Origin of the sequence: Vibrio crassostreae (assembly GCF_024347415.1) — a bacterium.
Taxonomy (GTDB): Bacteria; Pseudomonadota; Gammaproteobacteria; order Enterobacterales; family Vibrionaceae; genus Vibrio; species Vibrio crassostreae.
Window position 1 is genome coordinate 567,751 of record NZ_AP025476.1, and the last position, 16,547, is coordinate 584,297.

Here is a 16,547-nt window from a genome sequence, read left to right on the forward strand (position 1 = left end):
TGTCGAACGATGAAGCAGTGACTCGTATTAGCCTGATTTAAATAAAAATAGAATAAGGAAGAAGGATGGGAACTCAATTTAAGATGGATTCCTTACCAGGTTCTCTTATCGTCGTTGGTGGTGCGTACGAACCCTGGTTATCAGTGTTAGAACAAGTGGGTTGGCAGTGTACCCAGTGTGCAGATTTACGAAAAGCCGATGCCTTGATTGCTGATATTGGCCCATGTATTGGTATTGTCGATCTTAGTCATGATGAGTTCAGTCTCAACGGTATTGCTAACCTTGTGAGCAATAACAAGCAGGTAAGATGGCTCGCCTTTATCCGTGAGTCTCAATTAAGCTCTGATACTATCTGCCAGTTTATCGTTAACTTCTGTATCGACTTTTTCACGGCGCCAATCCCAGATGCTCAGTTGCTGAGTACCATTGGTCACCAACTGGGTATGCTTAAGCTTGAGCAGAAAGTATGGCCAAACTACGGCATTAACAACAATATGGGCCTGCTGGGCGACTCTGTGGCTGTGAAGCGCTTGAGAGACCAAGTGAAGCGTATTGGGCCGACTGATGTCAGTATCTTGATTTATGGCGAGAGTGGGGCTGGTAAAGAGACGATTGCACGCTCGATTCATCAACACTCGTCGCGAGCACAGAAGCCATTTTTAACGGTTAACTGCCGTGCCTTGTCTGAAATGAGAATAGAGGCCGAGGTCTTTGGTATCTCAGCACAGCCAGCGACAGCGCCTTGTATGTTGGAAGAAGCCGATGGCGGAACCATCTTGCTTAATGATGTTTTAGCGATGCCACGCAATCAACAACTGAATCTGTTGCGCTTTTTACAAGAAGGCAAGATTGAAACCGCTAATGGACCTAAATCCGTTGATGTGCGTATTCTGGCCGCGAACTCCTCTGATATCGAGAAGGCGTTGATCGAGGGCGATTTTAATGAAGAGCTCTATCACTACATCAATGTTCTGCGTATTCATGTTCCGAGTTTAAAAGAACGTGTGAGTGATATTTCAGTACTGGCTAATCACTTTCTGCGTGAGTACTCGAAAGAGTTTAATGCTCAAGCGAAGAGCTTTTCAGACGATGCTATCCGTTCGATGAATCGCTACCATTGGCCTGGAAATGTTCGTGAGCTGATGAACCAGATTAAGCGTGTTGTGTTAATGTCTGATGCGGTGATCATTGAGGATCACCAACTCGATTTACCAAAACAGAATGATGAACGCCGAAGTTTGAAGAGTATTCGTGAGCGTTCAGAGCGCGATGCACTGCTGATTGTGTTGGAGTCTTACGGCGGTCAGGTTTCGTTGGCAGCTAAAGAACTTGGCGTATCACGAGCAACTATGTACCGATTGCTCAATAAACACAGCCTAATCTCTGAAGGGGTTGTTTAGACTCTTTTCTACATGACTTTATTCAGTCACTGTAAATGAAAGGCCACGTATCTACGTGGCTTTTTTGTTTCTGAAGGATAGTCAGTTCTTTTCTAGCTCAGCCCGAAGATAGATATGCTGTGATTTTATATAATCATAGTGAATATGTTATATTTAAATGAATATGCAACTGATGTTTTAGGTGAATGCATTGTTTTGAAAATGTTAACCAATTATCGGTTGAATAATATACTCACTTGGTTAGACTTTACCCGTGAAAGCAGATATTTAACAAATACTTGTCTGCTTTTACTACCTCATTTCTTTTTGGATTTTTTTAGTTAGCTTGGAGGCGCAAATGAAACATTTCGATTTTATACAGCATATTTGCGCGTCGTTTGATCCGTGTACTGACATGGTGACTGATATGTCACAAACATCAGCCATGGCCGATCGAAACACCCAAGATAAACCTAACTAATAGATCCGTATCCTTATTTGGCTGCGGAAAAATAGCAGCTAAATGAGAAGCCCTCATACTATCTAACACGCTATTTTTCCTCAGTTTATTCAACAACTGGAGAGTTATTATGCGTCACTCAGTATATTTAAAATTAGCAACAGTCCTTATCCGTGCCGATCTTCGTCGTGAAGAGCGTGAATGGCAACGAAAAGTTCGTCGTAGTTCATATGATCTACCATGGAACAATACTCACTTATTAAGAGATATTGGTCTTGAGGCTGACGGTCGACCTATTGGTTTTTCTGAACCAGAAGTTGTCACTATTGAACGTCGAGTACGTCACCTTCGTCGTGTCCTAAGTGCGCGAATACCGACGTAATCTGCGGGGTTGATAGCACCGTTCAACCCCTAAGATAAGTCACAGTGATAGTTATGGCGTCGAAAGTGCAAACTTTTGAACTAGAACTGGTCAAATAAGAGAAGCTCTTGCTTCTCTTTTTTGCTTTTTTAAGCCGTTATCTATGCTTTTTTAAGTTGTTATCTAGTAAAGGAAAAGAGTTCTACTAAGCTTTATAGAGCAAGGGAGGCTGGCTATGCAGAAGCATCAATTAGACATGTGGTTACATGGAGAGCATAAAGACTCTTATCAAACTCCAAAAGTGTACGTTATAGGCTGTTCTGATATCTCAGAATATCTACTGGCGGTGGAGTACAAACACAAGCTAGAACCGGTAAAGCAAGACGGCGAGCCGCTTCACTTTGGATCCTTGGATCAAGTGAAAGAGGAGTTACTCCGGCTCGGCTTTGAAAAGGCGTATCTTCGCCTACATAACGCGTATGATGAGTTTGGTAATGAGCCAAGCCAAAGCTACTGTGACATTGAACTGGCGCTTAAACCTCATTAAGAGAGCGTTTGTTGCTAGAGATTGATTCTAATTGCAGGCTCTTTTGTAACGCATTGATAGCTTTCGCTGCCGAGGCTTGATTAAACGATCTATGCGTAATGTGTTGTCAGCAGTTTGTGGGTGAATTGAGTTCGTAGATAGAAACCACGTGGTTTAGTTTTGATAGGTTTTCCACTTGCACCGTAAGCTTCGGTTAACACTCGACTGTTGGCAGCTTTTGGACGTAAATGCAGTGCTTCACCGTGTCTTGCTGTTATCTGCTCCACATTGCCTAACACGATCAATTCCATTAGTTCTTCCCAATCTCTTTTCAAGAGTTCGTCTTCAGCTTGGCTAGGTGTCCATAATAAAGGGGATCCTACATGCCTCTCTGCTAACGGGATCTCTCTTTCTCCCTCGACAGGGATCCACAACACCTTAGACAGCTTGTTTCGAACGTGGCTGGTTTCCCAAGTTATGCCTTGCACACCCATCAAAGGCGCGACACACACAAAGGTGGTTTCGAGTGGCTTGCCAGAATAGCCAATCGGAATACTTTTTAGCTCGATCCCTAGCTTGGCAAAATCTTGTTCTGGCTTGCTGCCTGCAGGTGCACCCAAGTGCCATTCCAATAGCTGCCCAACCCAGCCTTTATCACGCTTAAGGTCGTTTGGCATCAGCATCTCGGCTTCGTCGGCGAGCTCTTTAAAGGTCATTCCGGCGATGGCATACGCGCGCTCTAACAGCTCTTGTTGTGTTTGTGGTTCTGGTTTCATAATAAAAGGTATGATCAAAAAAACGATTTTATCAGAAGTTATCACCAAATGACGACTGGTTAAGAAATGATCTCCTTGCGAGAAAAGGGATCAAACTCAGGGTTATCCACAGGACATAAAGGTAATTAATTGAAATATTAATTTAGTGGATAAATAAACAGGGGTTTATGGTGGATAAAATGCTTGCCAAATGGGGTTCAAAATGAATCTTTCACTTGGTAGTGTGGATAAACATCGGAGTGGTTGATCTTTAACCATGTCGGATTTCTGAAAGATCTTTTACATTTCTAATGTTTTTTAAAACTAAGATATTATTTTAATTGATTGATTTATATAAAGATAAATTAATTTTTATTGATTTTTCGTTTTTATGTTGATGAATCTATGGATTAAAAAAAACGATTACGGGTAATTCTTCACATAGTTATTCACAGAAAAGGTGAATAAATGTGGTCTATGTCTCACTATTGTGTGGGTAACTAGGATTTGAGCAAAACTTATCCATATTCCTAGTTATTATTCATAAATATAGCGCTTATCACGTCACTAAGTTTGCTCCGATTGGGGATATGTGGAAAAATCAGAGTAATTAAAAATTTAGATAGAGGTTGGCCAGTGATAGATGGCGATGGTTACCGATTAAATGTTGGTATTGTAATCTGTAACAACCATGGTCAGGTCTTCTGGGCTAAACGATACGGGCAACATTCATGGCAATTTCCTCAAGGGGGAATAGATGAAGGTGAGACTCCGGAACAGGCAATGTACCGCGAGTTGTATGAAGAGGTTGGCCTTACTAAAAAGGATGTAAAGATCGTCGCGACAAGTCGTCATTGGTTACGCTACAAGCTACCCAAACGACTGGTTCGGTGGGATTCTAAACCTGTCTGTATTGGACAAAAACAGAAGTGGTTTCTTTTGCGCTTAGATTGCGATGAATCGCATATCAATATGCAGCGTGGAAGTACACCTGAGTTTGATGGTTGGCGTTGGGTGAGTTACTGGTACCCAGTTCGACAAGTTGTTTCTTTCAAGCGAGATGTTTACCGTCGAGCGATGAAAGAGTTCGCATCTTTAGCAATGCCGTTTAAAGAGCGAAAAATAAAAGGAAAGCGCAAATTGCGTAGAGGTTAAGCATGCTCAGTCAACTAAGGGAAATAGTTGAACACGTATCAAGAGTTGAAGATGTGTCGACGGCTCTTGATATTTTGGTGAAAGAGACATGCAGTGCGATGCAGACGGAATGTTGCACCGTGTATTTGGCAAATAATGATATGCAGCGCCTTGAGTTGATGGCAACTCAAGGCCTGATCTTCAAAGGCAATAGCATTCACATTGGTTTTGACGAAGGTCTGGTTGGCCTTGTTAAAAGAAGTGCTGAACCTATCAACCTTGCACAAGCATCTGCTCACCCTGCTTATAAGTTTTTTCCAGAGCTTGGAGAAAACGTCTATCACTCTTTTCTCGGTACTCCGATTATCCACCGCAAGCAAGTACTCGGTGTATTGGTCATTCAACAGAAGACTCCGCGTTTATTCAGTGAGATGGAAGAATCTTTCCTTGTCACGCTCTCAGCACAACTTGCCGTTATTGTGGCGCACGCCCAAACTCAAGGTCATTGGCTGTTAGAGCAACAGAAGCTACCTGCGACTAAAGGTATTGCAGCTTCATCGGGCGTGGCGATTGGTGATTTATGGTGGGACAACACCCAGCCTGAACTTACCGATGTTTATCCTGCTTCGACGCTCAATGTAGAGAGAGAGCATGAGTTGTTGGCGGTAGCGGTTGAAAATGCCCTCAATGACTTTAAGCGCATGCGAAAGCGCTTAGATAGCGAAATCAATAAAGACGCATTAGCGATCTTTGACCTGTTTACTCACTTACTCAACGATCCTATGTTACGTAAGGATCTAAAGAGTCAAATTCAGAAAGGCGATAAAGCCGATTGGGCATTAAGACAAGTGGTTGAGAGCTATTCGAACCGCTTTGCTCGTATGTCTGATGTGTATCTTCGTGAGAGAGCACAAGACATCCGAGAGCTCGGACAAAGGTTGCTCTATTTCCTCCATAACTCTGAACATGAACTCCGCACATTAGATAAGCCGATTATTCTAGTGGTTCGTGAGTTAACCGCTTCGGTATTAGCGTCTATTCCAAAAGAAAAGCTATTAGCTGTTATTTCCTTGGAAGGGGCGGCGAACTCGCATGCAGCGATTTTGTCTCGAGCGCTTGGCATACCTTCAGTCATGGGGGTAAATCTCAATCTAGCTCAAGCTAATGGCAAGCGAGCGATTGTGGATGGGTATAGCGGTGAGATCTTTATTGAGCCGACTAAAAACCTGCTTAAAGAGTATCGAGGGCTGATTCTAGAAGAGAGTGAGCTCTCCTCTATGGTCAATCGCGAGCTGTACCTACCGGCAAAAACGCAAGACGACAAGCAAGTAGAGATTCTACTGAATGCGGGTTTGAGTGCAGACACTAACATCGCCATCAACCAAGGTGTTGATGGAGTAGGGCTGTATCGAACTGAAATCTCTTTCTTGTTACAGCAAAGATTCCCGTCAGAGGATGAACAATTCAAGCAGTATCGTTCTGTGCTGGCAAGTTACCCTGAGAAACAAGTGGTGATGCGTACACTCGATATCGGTGGTGATAAGGCCTTACCTTATTTTCCTATCGAAGAGGACAATCCATTCCTTGGTTGGCGTGGTATTCGTTTTACGCTCGATCATCCAGATATCTTCATTATTCAACTGCGTGCCATGCTACGTGCGAGTTGTGAAAGCCATAACTTGAGCATTTTGCTGCCGATGATCTCTGGTGCTCAGGAATTGGATGACGCGCTACAACTGATTGAACAAGCGTATGACGAAGTACATGAGCTTGATAACCGAGTGCGTATGCCTCGCGTTGGTATCATGATTGAAGTGCCATCCATGCTGTACATACTGCCGCTGATTGCGGATAAGGTCGACTTCGTTTCAGTCGGTACCAACGACTTAACCCAATATTTATTAGCGGTTGATCGGAACAATTCACGAGTATCCGATGTCTATGAATCAATGCACCCTGCGGTGATCATGGCATTAAAACAAATTCATGATACTTGTAAGCAATATCAATTACCTGTGTGTATTTGTGGCGAGTTAGCCGGTGACCCGATGGGCGCGCTGCTATTGATTGGATTGGGGTATGAGACGCTAAGTATGAATACCTCGAATGTCGCAAGGACCAAATATTTGATTCGTCAATCGAACTTGGCTGAATTACAGGATTTGGCAAATAAGGCACTTTCAAAACCGTATGGTAGTGACATCTATAGTATGATGCTGAACTATTTCGAAGAGCGTGAATTTACAGGCTTCATTCGAGCAGGTAAAAAATAGGATTTAACGTGTCATATGAACTAATAGGCTTGTTAGCAGGCCTTGGTGCTATTGTTGGTGTTTTAGCAGGCTTGCTAGGCATTGGTGGTGGTTTGCTGGTGGTTCCTGCCTTACTGTTTTTGCTTCCTAAAGCGGGTATCCCCCAAGAGTTTGCGATGCAAATGGCATTGGCTACTTCGCTATCAACCATCATTGTTACGTCGGGATCGTCTGCGATTAACCATTTAAAATTGGGTAACGTAGAGATATTTGTCGTTAAGTGGTTGATGCCGGGTGTCGTTATAGGTGGCTTCCTCGGTTCTTTCGTGGCCGATGTCATTCCAGCTCAATACTTACCAAAAGTCTTTGGTGTGATTGTTTTGGTATTGGCGTTGCAAATGCTGTTGTCGATTCGTTCTAAGAGCCAAAAGTCGATGCCGGGTTCAGCTAAAACCGTATTGTGTGGTGGCGGTATTGGTTTGGTATCAAGCTTGGCGGGCATTGGCGGTGGGTCTTTATCGGTGCCCTTCCTTAACCATCATGGTGTGGAAATGCGCAAAGCTGTGGGCTCATCTTCGGTATGCGGTTGTGTTATCGCGATTTCGGGAATGCTCGGTTTCATTTGGCATGGATCTTCTGTTGATGATCTTCCTGCGTATAGCTTAGGTTACGTTTATCTGCCGGCTTTGATCGCGATATCTTGTACCTCAGTTTTGACCACTCGAGTGGGGGCGAAACTGGCCACTCAATTGCCAACCTCTGTGCTGAAGAAATTCTTTGCGGTATTTTTAATGTTTATAGCAGCCACAATGCTGCTGTAGTGTCTTTTCTGTTAGCCATTGAGCTAACCGTTAATCAATTTAGATAGAGAGCCAAGTATGTCTCAGGGTTTTATCGAATTCCCAAATATCGATCCTGTTCTTATTGAACTAGGACCAATCTCAGTTCGTTGGTACGGCTTAATGTACCTTGTCGGTTTTATGTTTGCTCTTTGGTTAGCAAATCGTCGAGCTGATCAACCGGGTAGCGGTTGGACTCGAGAGCAAGTATCAGACTTACTGTTTGCTGGCTTTCTAGGTGTGGTGCTGGGTGGTCGTATTGGCTACGTACTTTTCTACAACTTTGACCTTTTCCTAGCAGATCCTCTTTATCTATTTAAGGTATGGACTGGTGGTATGTCTTTTCACGGTGGTTTGCTTGGTGTTATTACTGCCATGTTTTGGTATGCCAAAAAGAACGGTCGAACCTTCTTTGGTGTGGCAGACATGATTGCACCATTAGTGCCATTTGGTTTAGGCATGGGACGCTTAGGTAACTTCATGAACAGCGAGCTTTGGGGCCGTGTGACTGATGTGCCATGGGCTATTGTCTTCCCTAACGGTGGCCCACTTCCTCGTCACCCATCTCAACTTTACGAGATGGCGCTTGAAGGTATTGTGCTGTTCTTCATCTTGAACTGGTTTATCAAAAAGCCGCGTCCTCTTGGTTCTGTATCAGGGTTATTCCTAGCAGGATATGGTACATTCCGCTTCTTAGTAGAATACGTACGTGAACCTGATGCCCACCTAGGTTTGTTCGGTGGATTTATCTCTATGGGACAAATTTTGTCACTGCCAATGGTTATCATCGGTGTGCTGATGATGGTGTGGGCATACAAGCGTGGTCACTACAAAGACGAATTACCACAACAAACGAAGTAAGGAATTGGTGTGAAACAGTATTTAGATCTCTGTCAGCGTATCGTTGATGACGGTACTTGGATTGAAAATGAACGCACGGGCAAGCGCTGCCTAACCGTGATCAATGCTGACCTGGAATATGATGTTGGTAATAACCAGTTCCCTCTAGTAACAACGCGTAAGAGCTTTTGGAAGGCCGCGGTTGCTGAACTGCTTGGCTACATCCGTGGTTACGATAATGCTGAAGACTTCCGCAAACTAGGTACTAAGACTTGGGATGCGAATTCGAACTTGAACGAGGCATGGCTAAATAACCCTTACCGCAAGGGCGAAGACGATATGGGCCGTGTTTACGGCGTTCAAGGACGTGCATGGGCAAAACCTGATGGCGGTCATATCGACCAACTGAAGAAGATTGTTGATGATCTAACGAACGGTATTGATGACCGTGGTGAGATCTTAAACTTCTATAACCCAGGTGAGTTCCACATGGGATGTTTGCGTCCGTGTATGTACAGCCATCACTTCTCTCTACTTGGTGACACTCTGTACCTAAACAGTACTCAACGTTCTTGTGACGTGCCTTTAGGCCTGAACTTCAACATGGTTCAAGTGTATGTCTTCCTAGCTATTATGGCGCAAATCACGGGTAAGAAAGCTGGCGTGGCTTACCACAAGCTTGTGAATGCTCATATCTACGAAGATCAGCTGGCGCCAATGCGTGACATTCAGCTAAAGCGTGAGCCGTTAGCTGGCCCAACATTCCATATCAATCCTGAGATTAAGTCTCTAGAAGATTTGGAAACATGGGTAACGATGGATGACTTCTGGGTTGAAGGTTACGAATGCCACGAAGCGATTAAGTACCCGTTCTCGGTTTAATCTAATCTGCTTTGTTTGATTGAAAGGCTGCCATTGTGCAGCCTTTTTTATTTGTGATACTTGGCTTGCTTACTATTTATAAAACCAATAATCTTGTGGGGTCTTTTCTAACCACAGAACTGCTATGACTCGTTCGCATTGCTTCGTGTTGCAACATGACTTTCCTATTGCTTTCTACCCTGATAAAAATCAGTTGGTGATTGATGATGAGGCGATTCATCTAGAGCCATTACAAGCAAAGCTACTCAGCTATTTCATCGAAAATCGCGGGCAAGTGGTTAGCACTCAGCAGATAGCCTCTGATGTGTGGCAAAGAACTCAAGTGTCTGACAATCTGGTTAGGCAAGTCATCAGTTTATTGCGCAGTCAACTTCAGGATAAGTCACGTCCGTATCGCATTATTCAGACGATCCCTAAACAAGGTTACCTGTTCGATGTTGAGGTGACTCAGTCGAGCGTTAAACTAACTCCCGTTGAGGACGCCTCTCAACTTGAGCCTATTGTTGCTAAGTCGAAAAAGAAAACCATCGCCCTGATTACAACCGCAGTATTCTCTATTGGCTTAATAGCAGCTTGGGCATGGCAAACCGATGTCCCAACTAATGACACTGCTGTTATTTCTGCTCATCAAAGTGATGTAATTCCTGTTTATATTCATGACATAACACTCGATTCTGCGAACGATTATGAGATGTCAGAAAGCGTTTATAACTATCTTTTCTACGGGCTGAATTCGGCAAAAAACTTATCGGGTTACAACTTTTCTCAGCTATCGCATCAGGGCAAGCAATCACTGACCAACAATGGTGTTGAACTCAAAGGTTGGCTCAAACAAAAGGACAGTGATTATGTGTTGAGCGTGCTTGTACAAAACAATCGCCAACCGAATCAAAGTCAGAAAGTGGAAAAGCGCTTTAGCCAAGATAATTTCTTTGATGCCATTGGGGATGTGATTCTCGAGGTCAAAGCCATTATTGCTCCAATGAGCTCCGAATACGGCGTGGCAAGTCATCGAGTGACCTCTATTGATAACTACGATGATTGGAGTGTTATCTCCGAGGGGATATCGTTGTTCTACCAAGGAAAAGGTGGTCAGACAATTGAGGAAATAGCACTCCAGTTGGACACGATTCAGCAACAAGGGCGAGATAACTATCTGGTCAATGCCTTACTGTCGTATTCGGAATCTTTGGCTTATTTACAAAGTCATGAACAGGAAGATCGCGAACATGCACTGCAACTGGCAAAGCAAGCCTTCGAGATGAACCCACGTTGTGACATCGCTAATCTTACCTTAGGGCTAGCCTTGTTAATCAATCAACATGCTAATCAAGCGTTCCCTTATCTCTCCTATGCTGCCGAAAGTACGCCGAGCCCAATCAGCTTTTATCTACTGAGTGTGGCTGACAAGCTGTCGGACAACCCAAAAGGTTCGCAATACAACTATCAACGTTATACCGAAGTAAAAAAAGAGAATGACGGTCAACTGTTTGATATTATTGAATCTTTATAAAAAACAAACCTTTCCTAAACCACGAAATACGTTTTCAAGCGAAGGTGTTTCGTGAGAGCAAATAGTAACGGTATATCCGCAAGACTTTCTTGTGCCAACAGGCTTCTCAATATGTTTGATTATTGTTTGGACTCAGGCTCGATTGCCTTGCATCAAGCGTAAAAACATCGACTTCCAGATACTGGTACCAAATCATTCATTATTTGGGGTACACACATGTTGAAGAAGTTTGCTTTTCAGATCATTCCAATTCAGATCTTCTTATTCGTCTTTTGGTTTAAAAATGGCTTTATCGATAAAGTGATGGGCGTGTTACTTGGCTTTGTTACACCTGATACCGCTTATGCAGGTGATACCTGGGCTGGTTGGAAAGGTTATATTGTTGGCACTTGGGATAAGAGCCAAGTCGGTCATGCTTTATTGAGTCCAACGTTCGATTTTATGTTCCCAATTCTGATTGCTTTGCAATGTGTGCCGTTTTTATTGGTTCTTCGTTCGGTACTTGCTGGTGAGTTCATGGTTGGCAAAGAACGTCCGTGGTTGCTCTATGCCGCATTCGCTTCCCTGTTTGTGACCGCTTGTATGGCTTTCACTCAAACCATCACTGGCGCAAGCGACGGGCAGTATCTATGGCAATTTATCGGCTTTGGTATGGTTGCCATTATGTACCTGCGTAATGAGCAAGGTAAGTAAGCTTTTTTAGATGCGAGTAAACGAGGTGCGGGATACGAAGATCAAAAGCGCCTGTCATTCCCTAGACTGACGAAGGAAGGAGTAGGGAATCTCTGGGTATTGTGCGCTGCGTAGATTCCCTATCCCACTCGTTCCTCGCTGTAGGGAATGACGGATTTTTAGATGCGAGTAAACGGGATTCGAGATGCGAAGAGCGTGTTTAGATTTGAGTCAGTTAGGTACGAAATATTAAAACGCAGATAATTAGAGAGAGTCGCTTTTCGTTACTCGTTTACACGAATCTCGTATCTGGTTTTGGTCTTCGTTACTCGTTTACTCGAATCCCGTATCTTCTTTTTGTTTCCTGCATCTGATCCTAAAAAGAAAAAGCCCGCAACCTAGGAGGTTTGAAGTGACCCCGTAAAGTTGGACATTTCTGTTAAGCGGCTTTCAAGGCCTGAGTTCGATATTCTATCGGAGTCAGGCCTTTTAGTTTCACTTTTATACGTTTGGTATTGTAGTACTCGATGTATTCTTTAATTTGCTCTATCAGAGCATCTGCATCTTCAAAGCTTTGGTTGTGATACATCTCGGTTTTGAGTAAAGCAAAAAAGTTTTCAGCAACAGCATTATCCAAGCAGTTACCTTTTCTCGACATGCTTTGCGTTAACCCACTTTCCGCTACCTTTTTCTGATACTGTCGATGGCGATATTGCCAACCTTGATCGCTATGTATAATTGGCTTTGAGTTGGGTTTAAGCGTAGATATAGCTTCCGTCAGCATATCCGTAACAAGCGGCAAGCAGGCATTTTTGGCCACTCTATAGGCAACCACTTCCTGAGTAAACAAGTCGACAACAGGAGACAAGTATACTTTCTGCTCTTTGACTTTGAACTCCGTCACATCAGTTACCCATTTTTCATCGGGTTGAGTCGCACTAAAATCTCTTTCAAGCACGTTAGGAGCAGCTGTTCCAGACTCTCCTCGATATGAACGATACTTTTTAATCCTGACCGTCGATTTAAGGTTGAGCTGAGCCATAAGCCTTTGAACCGTTTTGTGATTAAGCACGAACCCCTGATTTTTTAGTTCCAAGTGAATACGGCGGTAGCCGTATCGACCCTTATGTTCATGATAAATTGACTTTATCAACCGCAGCTCACGTTCGTAGTTATTTGGGCGTTTGCTTGTTTGAGCCTGATAATAAAAGACACTTTTTGCCAGCTGTAGAGTGTGCAGTAAGTGCTTCAACGGGTACTTACCTTTAAGAGTTAGAGCTATGACCGCTTTTTCTTTGTTCGACGGTTTTTTTCCTGCTCTAACTCTTCCAACTTTTTTAGAACGGCATTCTCAGTTCGTAAGTAGATCAACTCCTCTTTTAGTTCCTCAAGTGTCATTTCATTATCAGGCTTAGTGGTACGTTGAGGGTGCTGTTTCATTGAAGGTCTTCCTTTCTGGCGCATTTTGAGCCCCTTGATACCGAGCTCATTAAATCGTTTGAGCCAGACAGAGAGTATCCCAGGGGATGAGAGGTTTAATACTGCGCTAGTGTGCGTGAGAGACCATTCATTCGTCCACATTAAATTCAATGCTTTTCGCTTTGTCTGAGCAGAAGCAGCATGCTTAGTTGGTAAAAATGAATCAGTACCATGGATGGCAAAGACTTGAGCCCAATACCGTATCTGTCTTGAAGAGATTGAATATTGTTTTGCTAAGTAGAGAGATGACGTGCCATCTAAATATTGCTTAGCAATGATACATTTTAGCTCTCGGCTATATTTGGACATAAAAAGACCCCCAATAATTGGTGTCCAACTATTGGGGGTCAGTTCAGTTGCGGGCTTTGCTATAAGCGATGTTTGTTTTGCTATTAAGCAGTCAAAGCTAACACGGTACCAGGCAGTACAAGGAATACCGCAACAAGGTAGCCAGCGACTACAGATTTATTCTTCACAGCCATGTCTGAAATCATGTCTGCCGCTTTAACTGGTAGCTCGCGTAGGAACGGAATACCGAAGATGAATACCGTTGCCATGATGTTGAACACCAAGTGTACTAGAGCAATTTGTAGTGCGAATACTGCGAACTCACCAGATACTGCTGTAGCTGCAAGTAGAGCCGTAATACATGTACCGATGTTTGCACCAAGAGTGAATGGGTAAACGTCACGTACTTTAAGAACACCTGAGCCTACTAGTGGAACCATCAAGCTTGTTGTCGTAGAAGAAGACTGAACAAGGATAGTAACGATAGAGCCAGAAGCGATACCGTGGATAGGACCACGACCAATTGCATTCTTTAGAATCTCACGAGCACGGCCAACCATCAGGCTCTTCATTAGCTTACCCATTACCGTGATAGCTACGAAGATAGTCGCAATACCTAGAACGATAAGCATGATGCCACCAACAGTGTCGCCAAATGTTGATAGTGGTTCTTTAATCGCACTTACTACAGGCTTCGTGATTGGCTTGATGAAGTTAAGACCACCCATGCTCATATCACCTGTTGCTAGCATTGGTGATACCAACCAGTGAGAAATCTTTTCTAGAATACCAAACGCCATCTCTAGTGGTAGGAAGATAGCAACGGCTAATAGGTTAAAGAAGTCGTGAATAGTCGCACTTGCGAATGCACGTTTGAACTCTTCTTTACAACGAACGTGACCAAGGCTAACTAGCGTATTGGTTACCGTAGTACCAATGTTAGCACCCATGATCATTGGGATTGCTAGCTCAACAGGTAAACCACCTGCCACAAGGCCAACGATAATTGAAGTAACTGTGCTTGATGATTGAATAAGTGCTGTTGCCACTAAACCAATCATTAAGCCTGCAACTGGGTGTGAAGCAAATTCGAAAAGAACCTTTGCTTGCTCGCCTGTTGCCCATTTGAAGCCTGTACCAACCATTGAAACTGAAAGTAATAGTAGGTAAAGCATGAATGCCAAGTTAGCCCAGCGTAGCCAACGAGTAGTGCTCGAGATAGGCGCTGCTGCAGTAGTAGCTTGGTTCATAATGTTTTCTCCATTGGACCGTTTAAGTCTGTGTTTGGTCTGTTTGTTTAATCTGAGCGTGATGTTAGAGAACAAATATTTCAGTAATATTACATTTTGGTTTAGGTTGGGTTTTTTTGTGATGATTTGCTGTTTAAATATTTTGACAGTAAATATTGTTTATTTAACCTTCTGTTTTAATTGGTTTTTTGCCATTTTCAACCTGGGTGATATAGATCTTAAAAGTTAGAGAAAAATTGAAAATAATCGATGAAATATTACATTATGAAATCAGACACTTCGTAAAAATAGGTGGTAATGGTTAGTTAGGTTTGGTTTTTCCGAGTTTGTTGAGTGGGAGTGTCATATTTGATATAAAAGGGTATCTACTCTTTATTACGGCACATCTATGTCGCACCTCAACTATAACCACCTTTATTACTTTTGGATGGTTTGCAAACAAGGCTCTGTTACTAAAGCGGCAGAAGCTCTATTCCTAACACCACAAACAGTAACGGGTCAGATAAAAGCGTTAGAAGAGCGTATGGATGGCAAGTTAACTAAGCGTAATGGTCGCAGTGTTGAGCCGACAGAGCTTGGGCAGCTAGTCTTTAAGTACGCTGACCGTATGTTTGGCCTGAGTTACGAGATGCTGGATATCGTAAATTATAGCCAGCACTCTAATATTCTGTTTGATGTTGGTGTTGCGGATGCACTGTCTAAAAGACTCGTAAGCAAGATACTGATGTCGACGATTCCCCCAGATAACAGCATTCATTTACGTTGCTTTGAATCGACCCATGAAATGCTACTTGAGCAACTTTCTCAGCATAAGCTCGATATGATCTTGTCTGATTGCCCGGTGGATTCGAGTCAAAGCCCTGGCCTGTTTAGTAAAAAGCTCGGCGAAAGTGGAATGAGCTTTTTCAGTTCCGGCAAGGTTGAAGGTGTGAACTTCCCCGCGGTATTAGAACAAAGAAAGCTTTTGATACCTGGTAGTCGAACCTCAATGGGGCGCAAAGTGCTGCAGTGGTTTGATAGACAAGGGCTTAAACCTGATGTTTTGGGTGAGTTTGATGATGCGGCATTGATGAAGGCTTTTGCTCGCTACCACGATGACGCAATATTTTTAGCGCCAACCCTTTATATGTCTGAGGTTGAGGAAGATACATCACTGCAATTATTAGGTGGCATTGAAGAGTTAAAAGAGGAGTACTACGTCATATTTGCTGAGAGGATGATCCAACATCCAGCAGTAAAAAACGTATGCGACGCAGATTTTAGCAAATTGTTCGAGTGAGGCGGTTTGTTAATGAATTGATATCGATTATCATAACTCCACCATATGCCGGAAATACTGATAGCCCGTAGTTGGCGTAAAGGTTGTAGGGAGCCAAACTATGAACTTAAAAGAGATGGAGAAGAACTCAGCACAAGCTGTGATTCTACTCAAAGCCATGGCCAACGAGCGTCGCTTACAGATCTTGTGCCTATTACATGGTACTGAGCTGTCGGTTGGGGAGTTGTGTGGCAAGTTGGAACTGAGTCAGTCTGCTTTATCTCAACATCTTGCTTGGTTGAGAAGAGATGGTTTGGTCGAAACTCGCAAAGAAGCTCAAACTGTGTATTACACATTGAGTAGTGAAGAAGTAAAAGCGATGATTAACCTACTGCATGGTATTTACTGCAAGTAGCTTATTGCTGGTGGGAGAGGGATTTCTTATCAGGAATAAGACCGACACAAGGAAGTGTCAGTATTTCACGTCAAACGTGAGTGCCTATCTATATTACCGACCTATCTATCTGCTTGTCTGTTTTTTTTCTCGTTGTTTTTTAGCTGCTTAGCTATTTATCGGTAAGCAAATTAGCGGTTTTTCAGTTAAATAATCACCGGAAAATAATAGCATTTCTCAAATTTTAGATATAAAAAAACCGGCC

The 16,547-nt window shown here is 43.2% G+C and carries 16 protein-coding genes; 12 read left to right on the top strand and 4 right to left on the bottom strand.

All coding sequences use genetic code 11. The features are described 5' to 3' along the window. Positions 1–65: 65 nt before the first annotated feature. The 3 genes from vpsR to OC193_RS02620 all read left to right on the top strand — a co-directional run bounded on the left by vpsR (position 66) and on the right by OC193_RS02620 (position 2,747). Positions 66–1,400: a cyclic-di-GMP-binding transcriptional regulator VpsR gene (vpsR, locus tag OC193_RS02610; protein ID WP_048658062.1), complete on the top strand. Its 1,335-nt coding sequence runs from the start codon at positions 66–68 to the stop codon at positions 1,398–1,400. Positions 1,401–1,969: 569 nt separating this feature from the next. Then, entirely contained in the window at positions 1,970–2,221 is a 252-nt protein-coding gene (locus tag OC193_RS02615; protein ID WP_004735015.1) for a hypothetical protein, read from the top strand. A gap of 214 nt (positions 2,222–2,435) precedes the next feature. Next, a complete protein-coding gene (locus OC193_RS02620) occupies positions 2,436–2,747 on the top strand; it encodes a DUF6482 family protein (RefSeq protein WP_004735016.1) in 312 nt (103 codons plus the stop codon). An 89-nt stretch (positions 2,748–2,836) separates the two neighbouring features. Here the strand turns inward: OC193_RS02620 and mutH are convergent, their stop codons facing one another. After that, positions 2,837–3,502, bottom strand: a complete 666-nt coding sequence (mutH, locus tag OC193_RS02625; protein WP_048658086.1) for a DNA mismatch repair endonuclease MutH — start codon at positions 3,500–3,502, stop codon at positions 2,837–2,839. 615 nt (positions 3,503–4,117) lie between these two features. Here mutH and rppH point away from each other — a divergent pair. The 7 genes from rppH to OC193_RS02660 all read left to right on the top strand — a co-directional run bounded on the left by rppH (position 4,118) and on the right by OC193_RS02660 (position 11,634). Further along, entirely contained in the window at positions 4,118–4,636 is a 519-nt protein-coding gene (gene rppH / locus OC193_RS02630) for an RNA pyrophosphohydrolase (protein WP_017059335.1), read from the top strand. A 2-nt stretch (positions 4,637–4,638) separates the two neighbouring features. Further along, positions 4,639–6,888: a phosphoenolpyruvate--protein phosphotransferase gene (gene ptsP / locus OC193_RS02635; protein ID WP_019820560.1), complete on the top strand. Its 2,250-nt coding sequence runs from the start codon at positions 4,639–4,641 to the stop codon at positions 6,886–6,888. Between the two features lie 8 nt (positions 6,889–6,896). Further along, the gene (locus OC193_RS02640; RefSeq protein ID WP_048662681.1) at positions 6,897–7,688 is read left to right on the top strand and encodes a sulfite exporter TauE/SafE family protein; all 792 of its coding nucleotides are present in this window, start codon (positions 6,897–6,899) and stop codon (positions 7,686–7,688) included. Between the two features lie 57 nt (positions 7,689–7,745). Continuing rightward, on the top strand, positions 7,746–8,567 hold the full coding sequence (gene lgt / locus OC193_RS02645) for a prolipoprotein diacylglyceryl transferase (protein ID WP_017059338.1): 822 nt from the start codon (positions 7,746–7,748) through the stop codon (positions 8,565–8,567). Positions 8,568–8,576: 9 nt separating this feature from the next. Next, complete coding sequence (locus tag OC193_RS02650; protein ID WP_017056122.1) at positions 8,577–9,428, top strand: thymidylate synthase; 852 nt, start codon at positions 8,577–8,579, stop codon at positions 9,426–9,428. Between the two features lie 124 nt (positions 9,429–9,552). Continuing rightward, a complete protein-coding gene (locus OC193_RS02655) occupies positions 9,553–10,941 on the top strand; it encodes a winged helix-turn-helix domain-containing protein (RefSeq protein WP_048662682.1) in 1,389 nt (462 codons plus the stop codon). Positions 10,942–11,157: 216 nt separating this feature from the next. Next, positions 11,158–11,634, top strand: a complete 477-nt coding sequence (locus tag OC193_RS02660; RefSeq protein ID WP_048658064.1) for a hypothetical protein — start codon at positions 11,158–11,160, stop codon at positions 11,632–11,634. 418 nt (positions 11,635–12,052) lie between these two features. Here OC193_RS02660 and OC193_RS02665 read toward each other — a convergent pair whose 3' ends face one another. The 3 genes from OC193_RS02665 to OC193_RS02675 form a co-directional block, all read right to left on the bottom strand. Beyond that, positions 12,053–12,895, bottom strand: coding sequence for an IS3 family transposase (locus OC193_RS02665; RefSeq protein ID WP_108083520.1), 843 nt, complete (start codon positions 12,893–12,895; stop codon positions 12,053–12,055). Further along, on the bottom strand, positions 12,892–13,401 hold the full coding sequence (locus OC193_RS02670) for a helix-turn-helix domain-containing protein (RefSeq protein ID WP_132957354.1): 510 nt from the start codon (positions 13,399–13,401) through the stop codon (positions 12,892–12,894). Before OC193_RS02670 ends, OC193_RS02665 begins: the two co-directional genes overlap by 4 nt. 83 nt (positions 13,402–13,484) lie before the next feature. Further along, the gene (locus OC193_RS02675; RefSeq protein WP_048662115.1) at positions 13,485–14,630 is read right to left on the bottom strand and encodes a Na/Pi symporter; all 1,146 of its coding nucleotides are present in this window, start codon (positions 14,628–14,630) and stop codon (positions 13,485–13,487) included. A gap of 388 nt (positions 14,631–15,018) precedes the next feature. Between OC193_RS02675 and nhaR the strand changes: the two genes are divergently transcribed. Together nhaR and OC193_RS02685 are read left to right on the top strand one after the other, a co-directional pair. Beyond that, a complete protein-coding gene (gene nhaR, locus OC193_RS02680) occupies positions 15,019–15,909 on the top strand; it encodes a transcriptional activator NhaR (protein WP_048658065.1) in 891 nt (296 codons plus the stop codon). 100 nt (positions 15,910–16,009) lie between these two features. Then, a complete protein-coding gene (locus OC193_RS02685) occupies positions 16,010–16,303 on the top strand; it encodes an ArsR/SmtB family transcription factor (protein ID WP_004735028.1) in 294 nt (97 codons plus the stop codon). Positions 16,304–16,547: the final 244 nt, after the last annotated feature.